Here is a 20,237-nt window from a genome sequence, read left to right as displayed (position 1 = left end):
GCCATGCCCTCGCCACAGGATTATCGCTCGCTCGAACTGGAAGCCTCCGCTGCGACGGCGGTAGCGCGGGGTTCGACTGCCCTCGGCAATTTGGTGAAATTCGGCGTGCCGCTCGGCGCCGTCTTGATCGCGGGATGGATGATCTACGCCTCGCTCGGCAGCGGTCCACGGAACATGACCGCGCCGGACAAGGAAGAGTTCACGACGACGCAGTTTCCGGCGCCATCGCTGCAAACCCCACGGACCCAGACCGACCAGGGCACTATTCTCATCCCGCAAGCGCCGCCTGTGCCGCCCGAGCCGGTCTTGCCACCACCGCCCATCGCGCCGCCCCTGGCACTGCCGGCGCCGCCGCCACCCGAGCCACCGCTCGCCCTGTCGGCACCGAACGATGATGAAGCGCGCCGGCTGGCCGAACTCGAGCGGCTGCGCCAGGAAGAGGAGCGGCGGAAGTGGGAACGGTTCCGCGCGCCGCAGGTGATTGCCGACAACGCCAGTCCGAGCGATGCAGCTGGCAGTCCCGCCGATCCGGCGCGCGCGGCTGCCGGGCAGGACGAGGACCCCAACCGCCGCTTCCTGGCGTCGGTCACGAGCGCCGGCGTCGAGATCGCGAAGGCGGTGAAGAACGATCGGATCGATGCGCTTGTCGCACAGGGCACGATGATCCGCGGGATTCTTGAGACCGCCGTTCAGAGCGACCTGCCGGGCATGGTGCGCGCCGTCACGGCTGAGAATGTCTGGTCATTCGACGGCCGCCGCATTCTCATCCCGGCAGGAAGCCGGCTCGTTGGCGAATACAAGTCCGGAATCTCGCAGGGGCAGACCCGCGTCTTCGTGGTGTGGACGCGGCTGCTGCGCTCGGATGGGGTGTCGGTCCAGCTCGGCTCGAACGGCACCGACGATCTCGGCCGCGCCGGCAATGCCGGCTTCGTCGACAATCACTACCTCGAGCGCTTCGGCTCCGCGATCATGCTGTCGGTCGTCGGCGGCGTCTCGCAATTCCTGAGCGGCTATGGCCAGTACGACAACAATAATAATGGCACCACGATCACGACGACGGATCCGGTCACGGGCCTCGTCACCACGACCCAAACGGGCACCAACCAGAACAGCCAGTCGCTCCAGGCCCGCCAGATCGCCGCGCAGAATGTCTCGCAGACGCTAACCAATATCGCCCAGGAGGCGCTGAAGAACTCGATCAACATCCCGCCGACGATCTATCTCGACCAGGGCACGCGGATCATCGTCTTCGTGCGCCGGGACCTGGATTTCTCCTCCCTTTACCCCGATCCGGTGAAGGAGGCGCTCAGGGAGCTCAAGCGTGAACGCGCCGGCGCGAAACCTGACAGTCTTCCTCGATAGGGCGCTCGGGCCCATTCGGCCTTGGCTCGACGACGACCAGGTCGTCGAGATCTGCGCCAATGGCCCCGGTGAGGTCTGGGTCGAGCGCTTCGGTCAGGCCGCGATGGAGTGTCATCCGGTTCCTGAGCTCACCGAGCTCGCAATCCGACACCTCGCCGAACGCATTGCCGGTCATTCCGGCCAGAGCGTCAACGAAGAGCATCCGCTGCTGTCGGCGGCGCTGCCGACGGGCGAACGCTTTCAAGGCGTGATGCCGCCGGCGACGACAGCGGGCGGGGCTTTCGCGATCCGCAAGCAGGTCATCAAGGAGATGCGGCTCGATGATTATCGCCGGCTCGGCTCGTTCGAGAAAGTCGCGACCGTCACTGAGGGCGAATTGTCGGATGTCGACCGGCAGCTCTGCGCGCATCTCGACGCCGGCCGCATCGAGAACTTCATCCGCCTCGCCGTCGTGAACCGCTATTCGATCCTGCTCTCGGGTGGCACCTCCTCCGGCAAGACGACATTCCTCAACGCGATTTTGAAGGAGGTCCCAGTCGAGGAACGCATCATCACCATCGAGGACACCCGCGAGGTGAACCCGATCCAGAGGAACTATCTGCCGCTGGTCGCCTCGAAGGGCGATCAGGGTGAAGCCCGCGTCACCGTCGAGACGCTGCTGCAGGCTTCGATGCGCCTGCGTCCGGACCGTATCTTCCTCGGCGAGATTCGCGGTGCGGAGGCCTATTCGTTTCTGCGGGCCATCAACACCGGCCATCCCGGCAGCATCACCACGGTCCATGCCGATAGTCCGGCCGGCGCGTTCGAGCAGCTCGCGCTGATGGTGATGCAGGCCGGGCTCGGTCTGCGGCGGGACGAGATCGTTGGCTACATCAAATCCGTCCTGCCGATCGTCATCCAGCAGACCAAGGTCGGCGGCTGGCGCGGCACCTCGGCCGTGTATTTTTCGCGGATGGCGGAGTGGCGGGCGGAGAGGGCAGGGGGGACAGGAAGGATGGCCGGCCATGGCCCGCGTCGTCGTTTATAGGATCGGCATTGCGATCCTGCTCGCCATTGCCTTCTGGCTGCTCTGGAGCATGGCCTATGAGATCGTCGTCGGGCTGCGCTGGGCCCCGGCGCGCTTTCCGGGCGAGGGCGCCAGCCGCTGGGGATTGCTGCGGCTGCAGAATGCCGACCGCTCGGCCGGCTTCTTCCTGGTCGCCTGGCAGCATTTCCATGCCCGTCTTCTTTACCCGGCGACACAGATCGAGGCGCTGATCCGCGCCGGCATTGCGGCGGGGGTGGTCATTGCCCTTGGTCTGGCAGGATGGCTGTTCGCCTTCATCAATCGCCGCCAGATGCCCTTTGGGGCGGCGCGCTTCGGTACGTTGATGGAGGCGGCGAAGCAGGGCCTGACCGGCAAGCAGGGCATCGTGCTGGGGACGATCGGTGGTGTCACGGTGCGTTCGGATGAGCCAGCCCACATCCTCGTGGTCGGGCCCTCGCGATCGGGCAAGGGGACCGGGTTCGTGCTGCCGAACGGCTATCTCTGGCAAGGTTCGGCGGTGTTCTTCGATCCGAAGCGGGAGAATTTCGACGCGCTGGCGAACCACCGCAAGGCCATGGGCAACAAGGTCTTCATGTTCTCGCCGGGCTCCAATGACACGCACCGTTACAACCCGCTCGACTTCGTGCGCCGCGACGAGCGCATGGCGACCGATTGCCTGGTCGTCGCTTCCTTCGTGATCCCCGAGAAAGCGGATGACACCTGGGCCGGGGCGGGGCGACTGCTGCTATCCGCCCTGATCGGGTATGTGCTCTCGTCGCCGCTGATCACCGGGGCGCAGCACATGCGCACGGTCGCCCGGATGACGACCACGGGACGGGACATCTCGTCGGTGCTGCGGGCGATCGTGAAGACCGAGCGGCAGCATCTGCCGACCTGGGTGATCGACAATTTCAACCAGTACATCGCGCTCGAGCCGGAGACCCGCAACAGCGCCGTGTTCAACGTCAACATGGCCATGTCGCTCTGGAACAACGGCTTGATCTCGGCGGCGACCGAGACGTCCGACTTCGACATTCGCGAGCTGCGCCGCCAGCCGATGACCATCTTCATCGGCTGCACCATCGCCGAGCTCGCCATCTTCCGTCCGCTGATCCGCATCCTGTTCCAGCAGATCCATGATCTGATGATGGTGAGGATCCCGGGCGAGGATGAGCCGCACCAGGTGCTGCTCATGCTCGATGAATTCTACCATGTCGGGCGCATGGACTCGCTGATTTCCAAGATTACCATCAGCGCCGGCTATGGCTTCCGCATGGCGATCGTGATGCAGGACATCTCCCAGCTCGATGAGCTCTATGGCCGCAACACGCGCATCACCACCGTGTCCGGTTCGCAGATCAAGCTGTTCATCCAGATCAACGATCTGGAGACGTCGGATTTCGTGTCCGAGATGCTCGGCGAGACGACGCAGGTCTACAAAACGCCGGTGATGCGGCCAGGGCAGGGGATCTTCGCGCCGCGCGCCTGGGCGCCGCACTACACGCCGCGCCCGCTACGCAGCCCGCTCGAATTGCGCGAGATGTCCGACCGCGTGTCGATCCTGATGGTGAAGAACTCGCGCTCGTTCGAGCTTACCAAGATCCGCCACTATCTCGACAAGCCCTATCGACGGCCCTACGAGGCGGCGAAGGGAAATCCGCCGGCGTTGCCGAGCCTGCGCGAATGGAAGGATGAGGCATTGGGCGGCGCGATCAATCCGGCGCCGGCCGCCGAGAGCACCGAAGACGACACGGTCGCCCGGCCACCGCTCCAAGCCGCCGCGCAACGGGCGCCAAGGCGAAATCCTCAACCCCCAGGAAAGAAGGCCCCAGCCAAGCGGCAAGCCGCGGCGGAACCCGCTTTCTTTCCGGCGCCGCTGGTGATCACGAGGGTGAAGCCAGTCGAACGACTGGCCCGCAAGCAGCTCTCGCTTGGTGACCAGCCATTGGTTCCGCCTGGGGAGAACTGCAACATCAGTGATCTACTGGCCGCGTCGGAAAGCGCTCAGCGTCGCGACTTCGAAGCGATGGCTGCCAGCACCGCGGCAGTTGGTCAGGAAGAGCGGGTCAGGCAAGCGCTGACAACCCTTACCGGGCTGCAGGACGGGTTCGGCGACGACGCGCCATGAAATATGTAGCCGTGGTCCGCGCGGCCCGCGTCGCTCACCGAGACGAGCTTGAAGCGACGCGATGGCTCTGCTTCTCAGCAGACGCCGTCCGTTCAGAATAGGCCCATCGGGCTCACCATCAACTGATCGGCGGTGCGCTTCTGCTCCTCGCTGAAGCTTGCGTAGAGCGGCTCCACCGCTACTTTGATCTTTTGGAGCGCTTCCTGGCACAGAGCCATGGCCTTCTCGATCCGCTCAAGACGCACTGGAAGAGCGCCGTCACGTGCCTGCATCATGCCCTCACGCATGCCCATCATCGCCTTCGCGTTGGCTCGCACGGCGTCTGCGAACACGCTCCATTTGGATTCCTGAACGTCGGTGATCTTGATTTCGGTTTTCAAGAATGCCAGCCGGCCTTCAATGTGCCCGGTCATCATGCCCATCATGGGCATGCCGCCAGTACCCATCATCGACATCATCCCACCCATGGGAATTTGTGATCCGGGCGCGTTCAAAGGCGTGGCGGGCGCTTCAGCGCCCCCGGCCGGATGGTGCTCATCATTAGCCGAGGCGGGTGACCCTGCGAGGAGCATGGCGCTGAAAAACAGGATGGAGATCGAGGGCATCTTGATCATCGGAGCCGATTCCTTCGCGTTGTGAGTTGTCATGACAGGGCGGAGCCTGCTACGGCGAGGCCCGAAACTCGCTGTTCAACCTTGGCCGGCGTGGCTACTTTTCGGGCCGCCGAGCCGTGGAATGAAGCCCGGCACGTCTCGCATATAGCGTTCATAGTCAGAGCCAAATTCCGCCAAAGACTCGCGTTCTTCGGCGCGGGCAAGACGCACGTACATGAACACCAGCACCGGGAACATCGCGAGGGTCAGCAAGGTCGGCCATTGCAGCAGGAAGCCGAACATCACCAGCACGAAGCCGACATATTGCGGATGCCGCACATAAGCGTAGGCGCCGGTGGTGGCGAGCGTTTGATGGCGCTGTGCCTCGTAGAGCACCTTCCAGCCGGCCGAGATCAGGATAAAGCCGCCACCGATGAATGCGAAGCTCAGGAGGTGAAATGGCCCGAAATGCGGATTGGCTCTCCAGCCGAACATCTCCTCGAGAAGATGCCCGGCGTCATGGGAGAACCAATCGACGCCTGGAAAGCGGCTCTGTAGCCAGCCGGAGAGCAGATAGATCGTCAGCGGGAACCCATACATCTCGGTGAAAAGCGCGACCAGAAAGGCGCTGAAGGCGCCGAAGGACCGCCAGTCGCGCTTTGTCTGCGGCTTGAAAAAACTGAAGGCGAAGAAGATGAAGATCGCCGAATTGATAATCACCAGTGACCAGAGGCCATAGGCAGGAACATCGTCGTGCATGGTCGACCTCCGGACCGTTGATCGCGGCTCAATGTTTGTGAGGCTGGTTCTGGCCGGCATCCGCCGATCCGCTGCCGCTGTCGTTGCTTCCTCCCCGTCCGCCGTGGCCGCCATGCATGAAAACATGCATCAATGGGCAGGCGAGGATCAGCAGGAACGGCCAATACCCCAAATACGGGATGAGATGCGCGCGATGCTCGGTCAGAAGATAGAAGCCGCCGATCGCGAGAAAACCGATCAGGACCCAATTTGCGCGGGAGCGAAAGAAGCCACCCTCACCACCATGACCGCCGTGTTCCATTGGAAACTCCACCCACGTCAGACCAGGACGCACCGGCACGCCCTGCAACCGTCCAGAGGTCGCTAGACGATGCAGGCTTGCATCGGCCAGACGCCATCCTCCGAGCGACACGACAGCGCTCGAACCATGGCCGGCCATCTGTTCTGAATCTTTGATCCCGGTTAAACATCCGCCGGGTGTGGATCGATGCAGCAGGACCGATCAGATGCCTCGCCTGCCCCGGCCCGTGGCAGCCGGCGTCATGCTGCAACGAGAGCGGAAAAGCAGGCCACGAGTTCCTGGATCGTCCTCACGCACGAGCCGAGCCTCACGTCGATCCCAGCAGCACAAAGTCTCTGTTTCTCTGGCTCGCCGATAAAGCCGCAGATCAAGCGACCTGGTCTGGCTGCGACAATGAGATCGCATACCGCTGCGGACGTGCGCTGCGGGTTGGCGCGGAATTCTGTCGCGCCCGTGGCGGTATCGACGATCCATATTCCATCGCACTTGCCGAAGAAGGGGCAGAGTGCTGGGCCCGCGTCGGATTTCATCACGATGATCGCAATGCGATTTGCCGGCGGGGGTGGTACGCAGGCGGACCTAGCCATCGGTTCCTCGTTTGAACACCAGCAGAGTCGGGCAATTATGGGACCGGCTAACATATCGGACTTTAAACTCGATCAAACATTCGCGCGGGCAGCGCGGCATGACATCATCTGCCGAGCATCCGACGGGCGGCCGCAGAGTTGCCCCGCGCGCAGGTTTCCGGGCGGTTGATGCGCCCCGCCCGGCATTTGATTTCAATCAATCTCGCCGGGCCTTTCCCCGTATAGGTTTCCGCCGGGCAAATTGGTAGCTGCGGGGCGGTGTGATAGCCTCCGGTTCTGGCCTTCTTGGAAAGAGGCGGATGCTGCGGTTCCTCGCCATACTGATCTTCGCCACAGCGATCATCATGACGCTGAGCGGGCGGAGTATGGCCGGGACAGTAGCGATCACTGCTGATGCGACCATGGTGGTTGTGAGCGCTTCTGGCCTTGGGCCCCACAGTGACGAATGCGACGACTGCCCGGAGTGTCCAAATTCGGACAAGCCCTGCTGTCCGATGAGTACCTGCTCCTGCCCGGCCACCTGCTCAACGAGCTTGGCGCCCCTCCCTAGCAGCCTCGCGGCCCATGCCTTCGAGCGCTCTTCAGTAGGGATGGGGTCCGAAGAAGCCGACCCAGGCTCGGTCATCCCCGGACTCGACCCCCCAGTTCCTCGGCGCTCGACCTAGCGGGTCGATCGGCCCAGCGGAGCGCGATCTAGCTGCCAACGGTCCACGCCCTGCGCGGATCGGGAGCGTGGCTTGATTGTTCCATTCCCGCTGGCGTCGCGCCGCCAAAGCGGCCGGCCGAGCCGGGCGACCTGGTCAGATGGATTCAACCTTCCAGGTGAAACCGACCAGATCGAGGACTGTAATATGACTCCGAGCCAAGCGTCTTATTTGGAGAGCACTATCCGAGCGTCGCGGGATCACGCCCATGGCCGATACGACGGTCTGCAACCCGGGGTGGTCCGGTCCCCAGTTCCTTGGGGAACCGCAAACACGATCAGTGATGCGGAAAGGAACGCCCGTATGCCGATGCCTGGGAATGGCACGACGAAGCAACCCCCGGGCTGTGAGGCTTGCTTCGCGCGGGCTAACCGGGGTTTGTGCGGCGATTGCCAGCCGGGATCGCCCTGTGTGATCGCGAGTTACAAATCTGCTGATCGGGAATTCAAGGCCGGCCAGGATCTCTTCAGCCTCGGTGAGCCGTGCGATTCGATCTACAATCTCCTTGAAGGTTGGGTCATTCTCTATAATTTATTGGAAGATGGGCGACGGCAGATTTTGCACTTCGCATTGCCGGGCGCCGTGCTTGGATTCCATCCCGGCGGCGGCGCGATGATGACATTTGGCGCGCAAGCCTTGACGGATATCGTCGTCAGCACAATTCCGCGCAAGGCGCTTCCACCGATCGTCAAACAGCAGCCGGAGTTCGGTCTGCGGCTTGCGTGGCTGATCGCGCGCGATTGCACCCTGGCTTATGACCGTCTTACCAGCATTGGGCGGCATTCAGCCCGTGAGCGCGTTGCCCACCTGCTGCTCAAGCTGTTCGTCCGCTACCGCGCGCAATGGCCGGGCAGTCATATCGAGGAGATGCATCTTCCGCTGACCCAAGAAGATATCGGAGATGCGACGGGTCTGACCTTCGTTCATGTCAACCGGGTGCTAAGGGATCTGCGAAAGGATAGGATCCTGGAATTCCATTATCGACGGCTCCGGATCCTGGATCCGGACAAACTCGTCGACGTTGCAGGTCTTGACCCTCAGCTCGTGATGTCCTGGATCCGCTGATGGACGATCGACCGGGACAATATGGGATGGAGCGGGCGGAATGTCCGATCCAGCCTTGTTGCGAGCTGCCGCGTCATGCTCCTTCGGCTCCATTGTTGCGCAAAGACAACCGCTGATCTTCCGTCACCAGCGGCCCCTTTGCGTTGCGGCGTCACGGGTCGCGTCTGCGCCCAAAGATGCGATCTCACTCCACGACAAGCCTGTCCGTGAATATCCCCATCTGGCAGCCGAAGCCGAATTTGCCGGGCTTGTCTGGCATGGTCTCCACCCGAACCGTCTGTCCGGCCGACAGGTCCGCGCGCTTATTGAGTCAGCGAAAGCGACCTTCTCGGAACAGAGCGCCGTCTCCTCCCGCGGAAACGTTCAATTGCACCGGCTTGCCATGGCGAACGACGACGGTGTCAAGCCTATACGGCCGGTGGCGCTGCTGGCCGAGCCGAGGCGGGAACATCATCGTAAAGCGCCTGGAAGACCCGTTCCTCCGTCGCGTCGCGCTGCCTGCGGCCGTTTTCGATCACCTCGGAGACACGGTCAATCGCCTCCCGCTCACGACGGAGATTGGCATCGTCCTCCGGCAGCGGCTGGCGGCGCTGCTCGATCAGACGCGCGAGCGCAGCGACGCCACGCATCCACGGACTGAAGGATTCCGACAGCAGGTAGCGGCTCGTGCGCATCGGATGGAGCCATTCGAGCGTCGCCGCAGTCCAGGGATTGGAGAGCGCGCGAACGAAGGGGCTGACCATGGCCTTGTAGAATTGCTCGTTCACCTCTGAAAGATGGCGAACCTGCTCGAACTCCGCGCGCGGCGTCGCGAACCGAAGATCCTCGACACGCCGCTCTTCGAACCGGACCGAGTATTCCGGCTTATCGCAGTCGGGATTGCCGGTCGGATTGTCGATCTTCATCTCGTAGAGGCCGGGGGCGAGGGTCTCGATTTCGCCGAGGCTTTCGAGGATCGCGCGATGTTCGAACCGCGCCACCTTGGCTGACACGAAAATGCCGAGATGGCCCGCATGGGGGTTCGTCAGGTAGACAATGCGCTGACCGGCGGCCTTGAGATCGCTCGTATCCTTGTACACCACCGGGATCCAGCCGAGCGCCTGGTGCGGCGGGGTGATGTTGTCGCCGTAGGACGCGAAGATCACCAGCGGATTGCGAATACGCCGAAGGTCGGCGACGCAACCCTCGCAGATCCGCATCTTGCCCTCCTCGAGGCGATTGCCGATGAAGAGGTTCTCGACGATGGCGACGATCTCTTCCCGGCTGAGGAAATAGAAGCCATTCCACCACCGCTCGAACTCGAGGAAGCGCTCCCGTTCCGTGTCGACATGCGTGAACAGGTTGGCATATTTCTCCCAGACGGCTTCGGGCTGAAGGTTTTCGAAATTGAAGGCGAGCCACGCACCGTCCAGGCGGCCGTCGTTGAGATCGGCGAGAAGGTGGGTGGCCCAGACGCCGCCGAGCAGCCCGCCCGCGATCCGCATCGGATTGACGCCCGATTCTCCCGCCCAATAGGAGAGCGGAGAGCCGTTGAGCACGGCGGGGCCGACCAAGCCTTCGCAATCCGCCGAGAGCAGGGTGATCGCCCAGCCGGCCTGACAGTTGCCATAGAGCACCGGAGGCTTGCCGGGGTGACGTTTGACCACGTCCTCGACGAAGCGTCCGAGCGCATGCAGCACATCCGCCAGGGTCTGGCCCACGCAGGGTTCCGGAAAGAAGGAAACGAAATAGACCGGATAGCCCTCGTGCATGGCGATCCCAACCTCGGAGTCGCGCTTGAAGCCGCCGATGCCGGGCCCATGGCCGGCTCGAGGGTCGAGGATGACGACGGGTGGCTTCGCCGGATCGATACAATCCTCGATGCAATCGTCCCCGATCCGGGTGATCCGCAGGAGGGCGTAGTTGACAGGTCGTTCGAAACGGCGGGCATCGACCAGCGTCTCATAGTCGAAGTCGAGAAGCGGCGGCTTGCCGGCGCGCTCATGGGCGATCATGTTGTTGGCACGCTGGCGCAGCGTGTCCCAAAACAGAATCGACCGTTCGAAGACATCCCTCTGATAGGCCAAGGGATCACCGATGTTGATCGGCAGTCCGACTGGATTCGCCGCGACGGCCGGTTCCAGGCTTTTCACCGTAGCCGCCGCTACGATATCCCGCCGAACAGCCAATTGCCGACCCGGCGACGCCTTCGGCTGGTCAACCAGCGCGGAATCCGATCTTGCTTCGGGCATCACCATCTCCATCATCTGATCTTAAGGGCGAGGAAGTTGAACAGCGGCCAGAAATCCGGCTGCCGTGCCAGCCGCACGCCACGGTCTCGGCAAGACCCCGCGGGACGCTCGTCAACACTATATGCGGCTACGATGCCTTGACGCTGCTTCCGGTGTCAGGGGTTCCATTTGCCTGCTGACGGATTTCGCCTGCGGTCTCCCGTGCCATGGTCGCACAGTAGTCTTGGACCTTCTGCGAGAGATCGAGCCAAGTCTTCGTCTGCAACGACGTCTCTTCCAGGATGGCCGCCATGACGCTCGATTCTGCCGCGATCACATCCTGCGGTCGCCGGCACTGCACGAATTCCAGAAGCGAGCGTCCGATCCGCTCATTGGCGCCAAGGAGAGTGCTCATCTGAGCGCTGTATGTCTCGCCATAGGCCTTCTGCAGATCGGACGTGAAGGCCTGGAACCGCTTGAACTGGCCGTCGAGCTTGTCGGTACTGTCGGCGCCCGACAGTCCCCACCATGCGAATACAGCGTTCATGCGATCGAAACCAACTGGCGCCTCATTCTTCGTGGCCATTGTTCTCTCCTTGATTGTTTGGTTGCAGTTTCAGGAACGCGACATTCGATTTGCTGCGATGGGTCGCTTTTTACGCTCTCGCGGTCAGTGGAGAGCCTCAAGCGCCAAAGCGACCCCCTGACCGCCGCCGATGCACAGTGTCACCAATCCGCGGCGGAGACCGTCCCGGTGCATCGCGTGAAGGAGGCGGGTCGTCAGCACGGCTCCTGTCGCACCGATCGGATGGCCATGTGCGATGGCGCCGCCCTCGACATTGACGATGTCCTCCGGGAGCCCGAGCTCTCCGATGAGCGCCAAGACGATCGCCGCGAAGGCCTCGTTGATTTCCACGCGCTCGACGTCGCCGAGCGTCCAGCCAGCGCGATCCAAGGCCTGCCGAACCGCGGGAACCGGCCCGAGACCGAACAGGCCGGGTTCGACCGCGCCGACCCCGAAGGCCACAAGACGAGCCATCGGCGTCAGGCCGTGCTTCTCGGCCCAGCGGGCATCCGCAACGATCATGCCCGCGGCGCCGCTGTTGAGGCCCGGTGCATTGCCGGCGGTAATGGTTCCATCCTTGCGGAAAGCCGGCTTCAGCTTGGCCAGCGACTCCAGCGTTGCGTCCGGGCGGTTGTGCTCATCCTTGTCGAAGATCGTCGGCCCCTTGCGACCGGGGATTTCGATCGGCGCGATCTCGGCATTGAACTTGCCGGCCGCCTGCGCCGCGCCAAAGCGCCGCTGCGTCCGCTCCGCCCAGCGGTCCTGCGCCTCGCGCGTCACCTGAAACTTGCTGACGAGGTCCTCGGTCACCAAGCCCGAGTGGTGATCGGAAAAGGCATCGTTGAGGCCATCGCGCAGCATGCTGTCGTAGATCTGGGCATCGCCCATGCGGTAGCCCCACCGTCCGCCCGACATCAGGTAGGGCGATTGGTCCATGTTCTCCATGCCGCCGGCGATGGCGCTCTCGGCGAGGCCGAGCATGATCTCCTGCGCGGCGGTCGCGATCGCCTGCGCACCCGAACCACACACCCGGTTGATGGTCATCGCCGGAACGCCGGCCGGAACGCCGGCCTTGATCGCCGCCTGCCGCGCCGGGTTCATCTTGGCGCCGGCCTGGACGACCTGCCCCATCACCACGGCGCCGATCGCACCGTCTGCGATCTTCGCGCGGATCAATATTTCCTTGATCACGGCGGCCCCGAGCTCGGGGGCGCCTATGTCTTTCAGCGTTCCGCCATACGTGCCGATGGCTGTCCGCACCGGGGTGCAGAGCACGACGTTCGACTGTGCCATGTGGATGTCCTTTCGATTTCCCGGGGGGTGGCCCTATGCCATGTACTGGCCGCCATTGGCGGTGACCGTTGAGCCGGTGATGAACGTCGCATCCTCGCTCACCAGGAACTGGACGATGCGTGCGACCTCGTCGGCATTGCCCAGCCGCCCGACAGGGATTTGCCCCTCGATCCTTGCGAGAACATCTTCAGACATGGCACCGACCATGTCCGTCGTGATGTAGCCGGGCGCGACCGCGTTCACGGTGATGCCCCTCGACGCCGTCTCGAGCGCGAGCGCTTTGGTGAAACCAAGGATGCCAGCCTTCGCGGCTGCATAGTTGGTCTGACCAAGCTGCCCCTTCTGACCGTTGATCGAGGAAATATTGACGATCCGGCCGAAGCCGTGATCACGCATGGCGCCGATGACTGCTCGGCACATGTTGAAGCAGGAGGTGAGGTCGGTCGCGATGACCTCGCCCCACTGGGCAGATGTCATCTTGTGCAGCATGGCATCGCGGGTGATGCCCGCATCGTTGACGAGGATCTCAACCGGTCCGCCGAGGTCGTTCGCCACGCTGGCCACGCCATCCTGGCAGGCGTCAAAATCGGCAACATCCCATTTGTAGACTGGGATACCGGTATCGCCCGAGAACGCGTCGGCCGCTGTCGCGTTTCCGTGGTAGACGGCCGCAACCGCGTATCCCGCATTCTTGAAGCGACGCGCAATCGCGGCGCCGATCCCTCGCGTTCCGCCGGTGATGATCGCCACGCGCTTGGTGAGGTCATCTGCATTCATTGTGTTATCCGTTCTCAGGCGGCGTCTCGGTCTCGTCAGCGAGGCCCCGAGCTCGCCGGCGAATGCGCTCGGCCTCATCGCACCGGCAATCGAGGAAGCCGTGGACCGGACATGTCAGGCACATTTCCTCGAGCCTCTTGCGGAGCGCCTGGCGCCCGCGGTGAAGCCGGACCGCGATGTTGTTGAGCGTGGTGCCGAGGCTCGCGGCGATCCGATCCCGCGGCTCGCCAAGAATGTCGGAGCGCCAGACGACATCGGCATATTCGGGCTTGAGCGTCGGCAGCAATTTATGGAGGCAGCTGCAGACGGCCTCATCGGTTTCTCGATCCGGCTCGATCGCCAGGTTCTCGACGTCCGACTGCTCCATGTCGACCTCCCGGCGACGCCGCCTGATGGCGCGTCGCTGGTGATCGACGAGTGTCGTCGCCAGTATGCGCCCGAGCCAACCGCGGACCGTGCGGACGTCCCGCAATTGCCAGGCGCGCTCGATCGCCCGGAGCGAGAACTGCTGCAACAACTCTTCAGCCTCGTCCCGGCTGCCCACCCGATGATGCAAAAAGACCAGAAACTCCTCGCGTGCCTCGACAAGCGCTCGTCGTACAGCCGCGTCCGCTGGTTTTGCGGCGTCCTCTCCTTCCGGATCACTGCCCGAATGCTGAGCATTCGTCTCACGCCTGTTGGTCATCGTCTAGCCAGATCTTTCAACGGTTGAAACGTCCTCTTGAGACGTCTCTGCCAAAACCAGACAGGATTTAACGTTACGGCCGCGACCGCCCACGTTCTTTAACGCAGATCAAGCTTTCTGTTGCCGGTCGTCGCTACGAATCCGTCTCGGATATCAGCCTTTTCGCCGCGATGGGCTGATGTCCTGGCGGGATCGGAACGGACCGAACTCTCGCCGGCACGTCGTGCACCATCTTAGGTCGTTGGCCAGCGGTGGGAGAGCAAATGACCATGCGAGCAATGAGAGTCGGGGTGGCGCTGGGTCTGATCCTGCTTTCCGGATTGGTCCACACAGCAATGGCGGCCCCTAGCGGCGACAGCAGAGTCGTCGGCGAGGTCCAGATCTATATGGGAATCCTGCCGGCGGAATTAGTCCGCGGTCATCCGCAAGGCCACACGGAGAATTCCATGCATGGCGGGCAGCCGATGGCCCGCGGGCAATTCCATATCGTTGTTGCACTCTTCGACGTCAGGAGTGGACGCCGTCTCACCGGCGCCGACGTCTCGGCCCGCGTCTCCGAAATCGGACTTGCTGGGAGCCAGAAGAACCTCAATCCGATGGAGATCGCGGGCACCGAAAGCTACGGCAACTACTTTGAAATGCAGGGCAATGGACCGTTTCGGATCAGCCTGACAATTCGCCTGCGGGACCGGGCGCAGGACATCAAGGTGGAATTCGAAGAACGGCATCAGTAATAGCGACTGTGAAGTGATCGATCGAGCGCGTCGGTCATGTCGATGAACGAGGCGCTGCCATTTGTGACTACGCCGGTCAGAGAGGTGAAACCGCAGCGAGTCGTTCAAATGGAACGGATGCATTTCCACTCGGAAGAATATCAACTCCACAATAGTACAGGGCCAGCGCATATGGCCGATTGCGGGGCCCGATGGCGCTGGACGGGTCGACGCCGGCCATACGAACAGGCTCACTATGATGCAAGACTACATCACTGATCGGGAGCGCCAAGACAAACGCAAGACCGCGGGCTTGCAATCCCTCACGGCGCGCGCTGCGATTTCCTTCGGCGCTTCGCACGGCGCAAGTGGCGATCTTTAACCTGCGGCAAAGCTCTCACTGCGATTTCAGCTTTCCTCAGTGCCTCAGTCGACAGGAGGCAGACATGGATTGGATCTCCCAGAACTGGATCTGGATCGCACTTGCAATTGGCGCATTCTTCTTCATGACCCGCATGGGCGGCCGCGGAATGGGCCGATCGGCAAGCCACAGCCACGGAAGCGGGCAAGACGGCCCACCATCCGACGCTGGAGCCGGTCCGCGGTCGGTTCTTGATCCCGTAAGCCGGCAGTCTGTCAGCGGCAGTTCGTCGATATCTTCGGTCTATCGGGAGCGCGCCTACTATTTCGAGTCCCGCGAAAACCGTGAGGCGTTCGAGGCCGATCCCGAAAAGTATCTGACCGGGATGGCTGCTTCGGGCCAAGCGATCGATAACCAGCGCGACGACAACCATCCCCAGCACCACCGACATGGCTGCTAGGGCGCAGAGGTCCCGGACCGTTCGGCTTGGTTCCAATACGGGTAGAGAACCTCAGAGGCCGGAATGAACCAAACGGGCACGATCGAAAACCGGACGTTCGACGAGATTCGGATCGGTGACACCGCCAGCATCGTCCATACGCTCGTCCGAAAGGACGTCGAGCTCTTTGCCGTCATGTCGGGGGACGTCAATCCCACTCATGTCGATGAAGCGTTCGCCAAGAGCGATCTGTTTCACAAGATCGTAGCACACGGCATGTGGGGCGGTGCCCTTATCTCGACCATTCTCGGCACCGAGCTGCCAGGCCCAGGCACCGTCTATTTTGGCCAGACTCTTCGTTTCCATCGCCCAGTTGGTCTCGGCGACACCATCACGGTGACCGTGCGGGTCGCCGAAAAGATTGAAGACGGGCATCGCGTCCTTCTCGACTGCAAGGCGGTCAATCAGCTCGGTGAGATCGTCATCAGTGGAATTGCAGATGTGATCGCGCCAACGGAGAAAATCTCTCGCCAGCGCACGATTCTGCCAGAGGTAGAGTTCGTCGAGAAAGGGCGTTGGCATCGCCATCTCATGAAATTGGTCCAAGGTCTTGAGCCAATTCGCACGGCTGTGGTGCATCCCGTCGATACGACATCACTACTCGGCGCGATCGAGGCTGCTCAACAGAAGCTGATCGTCCCCATCCTGGTCGGACCTGAGGCAAAGATTCGGGCCGCTGCTCAGCAAGCTGCGCTCGATCTGTCCCCCTTTGAAATCGTCCCAACGGAGCACAGCGATGCTGCGGCGGCACAGGCGGTCGCGATGGCGCGTGCCGGCAAGGTCGGGGCCTTGATGAAGGGGGCGCTGCACACCGATGAACTCATGGGCGCCGTAGTGGATCGCGATCATGGACTGCGGACCGCGCGGCGGGTCAGCCATGTGTTCGCGATCGACGCGCCACGCTATCCACGCCCGCTCTTCATCACCGACGCGGCGATCAATATCAATCCCAATCTCGACGACAAGCGCGACATCGTGCAGAACGCGATCGACTTGGCTCATGCCCTGGGACTCGCGACGCCGAAGGTAGCCGTCCTGTCGGCCGTCGAGACGGTGTCGTCGAAGATTCCATCGACACTCGACGCCGCAGCTCTCTGCAAGATGGCGGACCGCGGCCAGATCACCGGCGCGCTCCTCGACGGCCCGCTCGCGTTCGACAATGCCGTTTCCATCGATGCGGCAACGACGAAGGGCATCATCACTCCCGTCGCGGGCCAAGCAGACATCCTCCTTGTGCCTGACCTCGAGGCCGGAAACATGCTGGCGAAGCAGCTTGAATATCTTGCCGAGGCCGAAGTCGCCGGCATCGTGCTGGGCGCGCGTGTCCCGATCATCCTGACCAGCCGTGCAGGCACGACGGCCGCGCGGTTGGCCTCCTGTGCCATCGCGCTTCTGCTCGCCCGCTATAGGGCCGGTATCCGGCCGTGACAGGCGCAATCATGGTCCAAGATGTCGGATCTTTGATCTAGCGATCCAAGTCGGTCTCATTCAAACCGGCGGGCCTCGACATGAAGCTACGAGCAATGTCTGTTCGTGCGTGCTTCCAGAGCTTGATCATGCATTTCACTCAACATTCGCGGCTCGCCATCTACGCCCGTGGATAGTGCATTTCCAGTGTGGCGGCGCAGGCTTCTATACTGCCGATGAGGCCATCCGCAATCGAATTGCCGGGCTTCGGCGCTGTCATGAAGGTGGCAATGGCCCTGTTCCAGGCGGCTTCGCCGACGCATGTGTGGAGGGCGTTGTCGGCCAAAATCTCAACATGGCGTTCGCCCAAGGACACGAAGAGCAGCATGCCGGGACGATGTTCGTGGTCGGCCAGGATCCGTGCCGCAAACTCACGACGGGCCAAGCCGACACAGTGCTCGCGCTTGATCCGGCCAGGCACGAGCAACAAACGTAGAGGCAACCAATCAAAGATCAGAGCCGAGCTCGCGAACGTCCCCGCCTGGATCAGAAAGCCGATGGGGAGTGGCAATAGCGGCCAGAAGATCGCCAATAGGCCTCCGACTGCAAGGGCGGCTGCAGCCGCCCATATCAGCGGAAAAAGCAAATACCGATCGCTGAGCGGAGTGACCACCAACGCGAAGTGTGCGCCAGTGCGCCGTTCAACGGTCGTCATAAGCTCGTGTAGGCGTCGGCTGTCGTCGTCGGACATGCATTTCATCTTCATCACCAGCGTCCTGATGCTCCCCCGCCACCAAACGAGCCTCCGCCGCCGGAAAACCCGCCGCGCGAGAAGCCGCCACGCCCGGGCCCCCCGTGCCGTCCGCGGAATCCGCCAAGGAACAGCAGAGGCCAGAAGAAACGGCCGAAGATGAACATGATGACGATAATGGCGATGACGCTTCCGCCTCCACTACCGTCTTCGTCTTGGCTCTTTCGTTGCTCGGTTTGCTGGGGCAGGGCAGACGCATCGCCGCCCAGAACACGCAGAAGCGTCGTTGCCCCGACAAGAACGCCGGTGTTGAAATCGCCCTTCCGAAATTCGGGCAGGATGAGATTCTCGATGATCAGCCTGCTCTGTGCATCGGTGAGCCGACCCTCCAGGCCGTAGCCGACTTCAACCCGCACATTGCGTTCGTTCGGCGCTACCAACAGCAATGCACCGTTGTTCTGACCCTTTTGTCCGATCCCCCAGGCGCGGCCCAACTGATAGCCAAAGTCGTCGATGGAATAGCCTTGAAGTGATTTGATCGTTGCAATGACAATCTGGTTCCCGGTCTGCGCCTCATGCTGAGCCAGCATTTGTGTCAGCTTTTGCTGCGTTTCAGCTGAAAGGATACCTGCGTCATCCACGACGCGACCGGTGAGGGGTGGAAAAACCGGCGCTGCGTAGAGCGCGGTGGCAAGCAATACATAGACCAGCCCTGCGAGAAGTGCTTGCCATGCGACCTGCGGATGCATGCGGGGGCGGATCATAGTTTGACTTGCGGCACTTCTTGCGCCTTTTCATCGATCGTAAAGGTTTCTCTCACCTTGGCGTTCGGATAAAGGATAGCTGCGATCCATCGGCTGGGAATGGTGCGCAAGGTCGTGTTGTAGGTTTGCACCGTGCCGATATAGTCGCGCCGCGCGACGGCGATGCGGTTCTCCGTGCCCTCGAGCTGCGATTGAAGCGCTAGGAAATTTTGGTTCGACTTGAGATCGGGGTATTGCTCGCTGATAGCCAAAAGGCGTCCCAAGGCCCCGCCAAGAGATGCTTGGTTTTGTTCGAACTGACGGAAGGCGTCCGGGTTGGTGAGGATGTCCGCCGGCAAGGTCACTTGGGTGGCGCGCGCACGAGCCTCGGTGACCTGCGTCAACACCGTCTGCTCCTGTTTAGCATAGCCCCTCACCGTTTCTACCAGGTTGGGAACGAGATCGGCGCGTCGTTGATACTGGTTCAGCACCTCGCTCCAAGCAGCTTTCACCTGCTCATCCTGGGTTGGCACAGCGTTGATACCGCAGCCGGCGAGGCCGATCGCAAGAAGGAGGACCGCGCCGACGCGAGCGGCCAAGCGTGCAATCGGATGGCTCATTCTATTGTCTCCTCCCGGACGACAGGGCGATCCAGGGATGGCGGAATTGCCAGGCATTTTTCGTCTGATGCAGCCTTGGCTCCCGGGAGCGCTCAGACTTCGAGTTTTTGACCTTAGGTGGTACGCTTGTTGGGAATCTTTGATCCTGATTAAGGAACCGCGCTTTGGCCGCGCACAGTGTTCATCCGCGATGAACCTCAGCATCCGATGTGTCTTGTGACACGTACACATCGACTGCCAATCGCACAGATGCTCGCCGTCCCGAAGAATTGCGCTATCGCTTCGACGTCCATGGCAAGATTCGAGCTATTGTTGCGGCGCCAATAGACGTTGCTAAACCCACACCATTTTGGAGAGAGCTGATATAGTCCTTCAGCTTCACGTCAGCATAGGATGGTATTTGCTCAAGGCAATTTCTTGGGAGAGACCTTGCGCATATTACTGATCGAAGACGACCAGGTGCTGGGCACGGCCATCCGCGATCACATCGCGTCAAACGGCCACGGCGTCGACTGGGTGCAGCGGATCGACGACGCGCGATTGGCCCTGGCCACCGTCGGGTATGAGCTGATCCTCCTCGACCTCGGGCTGACCGACGGTGACGGTCTGGCCTTGTTGCGCGAATTGCGCGCCGCGCGAAACCCGGTGCCCGTCATCATCGCAACGGCACAGGACCAGATCGCCGTCCGTATCGAGGGGCTGAACGCGGGGGCGGACGACTATCTGGTCAAGCCGTTCGACCTCAGCGAAATGATCGCGCGGATTTCCGCCGTGACGCGCCGCTACACCGGCGATCCGAACCCCGCCATCGACATCGGCCCTGTCTCGATCGACCTGGCCCTGAGGCTGGTCACGGTGGCGGGCGAGGATGCCGGGATCACCGCGCGGGAATGGGCGGTGCTGGAACGGCTCGTCCGCCATCGTGGCGCCGTCGTCACGAAGAGCGAGATCGAGGATTCACTCTATGAATTCGGCGCGGAAATCGACAGCAACGCCGTCGAAGTCTATGTCAGCCGTCTGCGCAAGAAGCTCGGCAGGGAGTTCGTGAGCACCGTCCGGGGCCTCGGCTACAAGGCGGGAAGCTGAG

General features: G+C 62.3%; 20 protein-coding genes. 8 read left to right on the top strand and 12 right to left on the bottom strand.

What is annotated here, in order from left to right; genetic code table 11:
* Positions 1-3: 3 nt before the first annotated feature.
* Genes virB10 through V5F63_RS26215 form a run of 3 tightly spaced genes read left to right on the top strand, consistent with a single transcriptional unit; the run spans position 4 to position 4,517 of the window.
* Positions 4-1,362: a type IV secretion system protein VirB10 gene (virB10, locus tag V5F63_RS26225; RefSeq protein ID WP_394015616.1), complete on the top strand. Its 1,359-nt coding sequence runs from the start codon at positions 4-6 to the stop codon at positions 1,360-1,362.
* Positions 1,322-2,389, top strand: a complete 1,068-nt coding sequence (gene virB11, locus V5F63_RS26220) for a P-type DNA transfer ATPase VirB11 (RefSeq protein WP_394015615.1) — start codon at positions 1,322-1,324, stop codon at positions 2,387-2,389. The genes virB10 and virB11 overlap by 41 nt, the downstream gene beginning before the upstream one ends.
* Positions 2,367-4,517 (top strand): type IV secretory system conjugative DNA transfer family protein, encoded by a 2,151-nt coding sequence (locus tag V5F63_RS26215; protein ID WP_213375274.1) that lies wholly within the window; start codon positions 2,367-2,369, stop codon positions 4,515-4,517. Before virB11 ends, V5F63_RS26215 begins: the two co-directional genes overlap by 23 nt.
* Before the next feature lie 92 nt (positions 4,518-4,609).
* Here V5F63_RS26215 and V5F63_RS26210 read toward each other — a convergent pair whose 3' ends face one another.
* The 4 genes from V5F63_RS26210 to V5F63_RS26195 form a co-directional block, all read right to left on the bottom strand.
* Entirely contained in the window at positions 4,610-5,131 is a 522-nt protein-coding gene (locus tag V5F63_RS26210; RefSeq protein WP_394015614.1) for a Spy/CpxP family protein refolding chaperone, read from the bottom strand.
* 75 nt (positions 5,132-5,206) lie between these two features.
* Entirely contained in the window at positions 5,207-5,869 is a 663-nt protein-coding gene (locus tag V5F63_RS26205) for a methyltransferase family protein (RefSeq protein ID WP_394015613.1), read from the bottom strand.
* A gap of 28 nt (positions 5,870-5,897) precedes the next feature.
* Complete coding sequence (locus V5F63_RS26200) at positions 5,898-6,170, bottom strand: DUF2933 domain-containing protein (RefSeq protein ID WP_394015612.1); 273 nt, start codon at positions 6,168-6,170, stop codon at positions 5,898-5,900.
* A gap of 239 nt (positions 6,171-6,409) precedes the next feature.
* On the bottom strand, positions 6,410-6,700 hold the full coding sequence (locus tag V5F63_RS26195; protein ID WP_213375278.1) for a NifB/NifX family molybdenum-iron cluster-binding protein: 291 nt from the start codon (positions 6,698-6,700) through the stop codon (positions 6,410-6,412).
* Between the two features lie 1,172 nt (positions 6,701-7,872).
* Between V5F63_RS26195 and V5F63_RS26190 the strand changes: the two genes are divergently transcribed.
* Positions 7,873-8,526, top strand: a complete 654-nt coding sequence (locus V5F63_RS26190) for a Crp/Fnr family transcriptional regulator (RefSeq protein WP_271188570.1) — start codon at positions 7,873-7,875, stop codon at positions 8,524-8,526.
* Between the two features lie 407 nt (positions 8,527-8,933).
* On the opposite strand, the gene V5F63_RS26185 is transcribed toward V5F63_RS26190, so the two are convergent.
* The 5 genes from V5F63_RS26185 to V5F63_RS26165 form a co-directional block, all read right to left on the bottom strand.
* Entirely contained in the window at positions 8,934-10,772 is a 1,839-nt protein-coding gene (locus V5F63_RS26185) for a DUF3141 domain-containing protein (protein WP_394015611.1), read from the bottom strand.
* Positions 10,773-10,884: 112 nt separating this feature from the next.
* A complete protein-coding gene (locus V5F63_RS26180; protein ID WP_394015610.1) occupies positions 10,885-11,322 on the bottom strand; it encodes a hypothetical protein in 438 nt (145 codons plus the stop codon).
* 84 nt (positions 11,323-11,406) lie between these two features.
* On the bottom strand, positions 11,407-12,594 hold the full coding sequence (locus V5F63_RS26175) for a thiolase family protein (RefSeq protein WP_394015609.1): 1,188 nt from the start codon (positions 12,592-12,594) through the stop codon (positions 11,407-11,409).
* A gap of 33 nt (positions 12,595-12,627) precedes the next feature.
* On the bottom strand, positions 12,628-13,371 hold the full coding sequence (gene phbB / locus V5F63_RS26170) for an acetoacetyl-CoA reductase (protein ID WP_394015608.1): 744 nt from the start codon (positions 13,369-13,371) through the stop codon (positions 12,628-12,630).
* Positions 13,372-13,375: 4 nt separating this feature from the next.
* The gene (locus tag V5F63_RS26165) at positions 13,376-14,056 is read right to left on the bottom strand and encodes an RNA polymerase sigma factor (protein WP_394015607.1); all 681 of its coding nucleotides are present in this window, start codon (positions 14,054-14,056) and stop codon (positions 13,376-13,378) included.
* A gap of 263 nt (positions 14,057-14,319) precedes the next feature.
* Between V5F63_RS26165 and V5F63_RS26160 the strand changes: the two genes are divergently transcribed.
* From V5F63_RS26160 to V5F63_RS26150, 3 genes are all read left to right on the top strand, one after another.
* Positions 14,320-14,790 (top strand): hypothetical protein, encoded by a 471-nt coding sequence (locus tag V5F63_RS26160; RefSeq protein WP_394040778.1) that lies wholly within the window; start codon positions 14,320-14,322, stop codon positions 14,788-14,790.
* Between the two features lie 425 nt (positions 14,791-15,215).
* Entirely contained in the window at positions 15,216-15,590 is a 375-nt protein-coding gene (locus tag V5F63_RS26155; protein ID WP_394015605.1) for a hypothetical protein, read from the top strand.
* 63 nt (positions 15,591-15,653) lie between these two features.
* Positions 15,654-17,057 carry a bifunctional enoyl-CoA hydratase/phosphate acetyltransferase gene (locus V5F63_RS26150; protein ID WP_394015604.1) on the top strand — a complete coding sequence of 468 codons (1,404 nt, stop codon included), beginning with the start codon at positions 15,654-15,656 and terminating at the stop codon, positions 17,055-17,057.
* Positions 17,058-17,217: 160 nt separating this feature from the next.
* Here V5F63_RS26150 and V5F63_RS26145 read toward each other — a convergent pair whose 3' ends face one another.
* Genes V5F63_RS26145 through V5F63_RS26135 form a run of 3 tightly spaced genes read right to left on the bottom strand, consistent with a single transcriptional unit; the run spans position 17,218 to position 19,150 of the window.
* The gene (locus tag V5F63_RS26145) at positions 17,218-17,787 is read right to left on the bottom strand and encodes a hypothetical protein (protein ID WP_394015603.1); all 570 of its coding nucleotides are present in this window, start codon (positions 17,785-17,787) and stop codon (positions 17,218-17,220) included.
* Positions 17,788-17,801: 14 nt separating this feature from the next.
* Positions 17,802-18,536 carry a TPM domain-containing protein gene (locus tag V5F63_RS26140; RefSeq protein WP_394015602.1) on the bottom strand — a complete coding sequence of 245 codons (735 nt, stop codon included), beginning with the start codon at positions 18,534-18,536 and terminating at the stop codon, positions 17,802-17,804.
* An 11-nt stretch (positions 18,537-18,547) separates the two neighbouring features.
* Entirely contained in the window at positions 18,548-19,150 is a 603-nt protein-coding gene (locus tag V5F63_RS26135) for a LemA family protein (RefSeq protein ID WP_394015601.1), read from the bottom strand.
* Positions 19,151-19,579: 429 nt separating this feature from the next.
* Here V5F63_RS26135 and V5F63_RS26130 point away from each other — a divergent pair, with 429 nt between their 5' ends.
* Positions 19,580-20,236 (top strand): response regulator transcription factor, encoded by a 657-nt coding sequence (locus V5F63_RS26130; protein WP_394015656.1) that lies wholly within the window; start codon positions 19,580-19,582, stop codon positions 20,234-20,236.
* The last annotated feature ends 1 nt before the right edge of the window (position 20,237 follow it).

This window comes from Xanthobacter wiegelii, from assembly GCF_043193855.2.
GTDB classification, from domain to species: Bacteria; Pseudomonadota; Alphaproteobacteria; order Rhizobiales; family Xanthobacteraceae; genus Xanthobacter; species Xanthobacter flavus_A.
The sequence above is the reverse complement of the archived record's forward strand: the minus strand, read 5'-3'. Positions and strand labels throughout refer to the sequence as shown.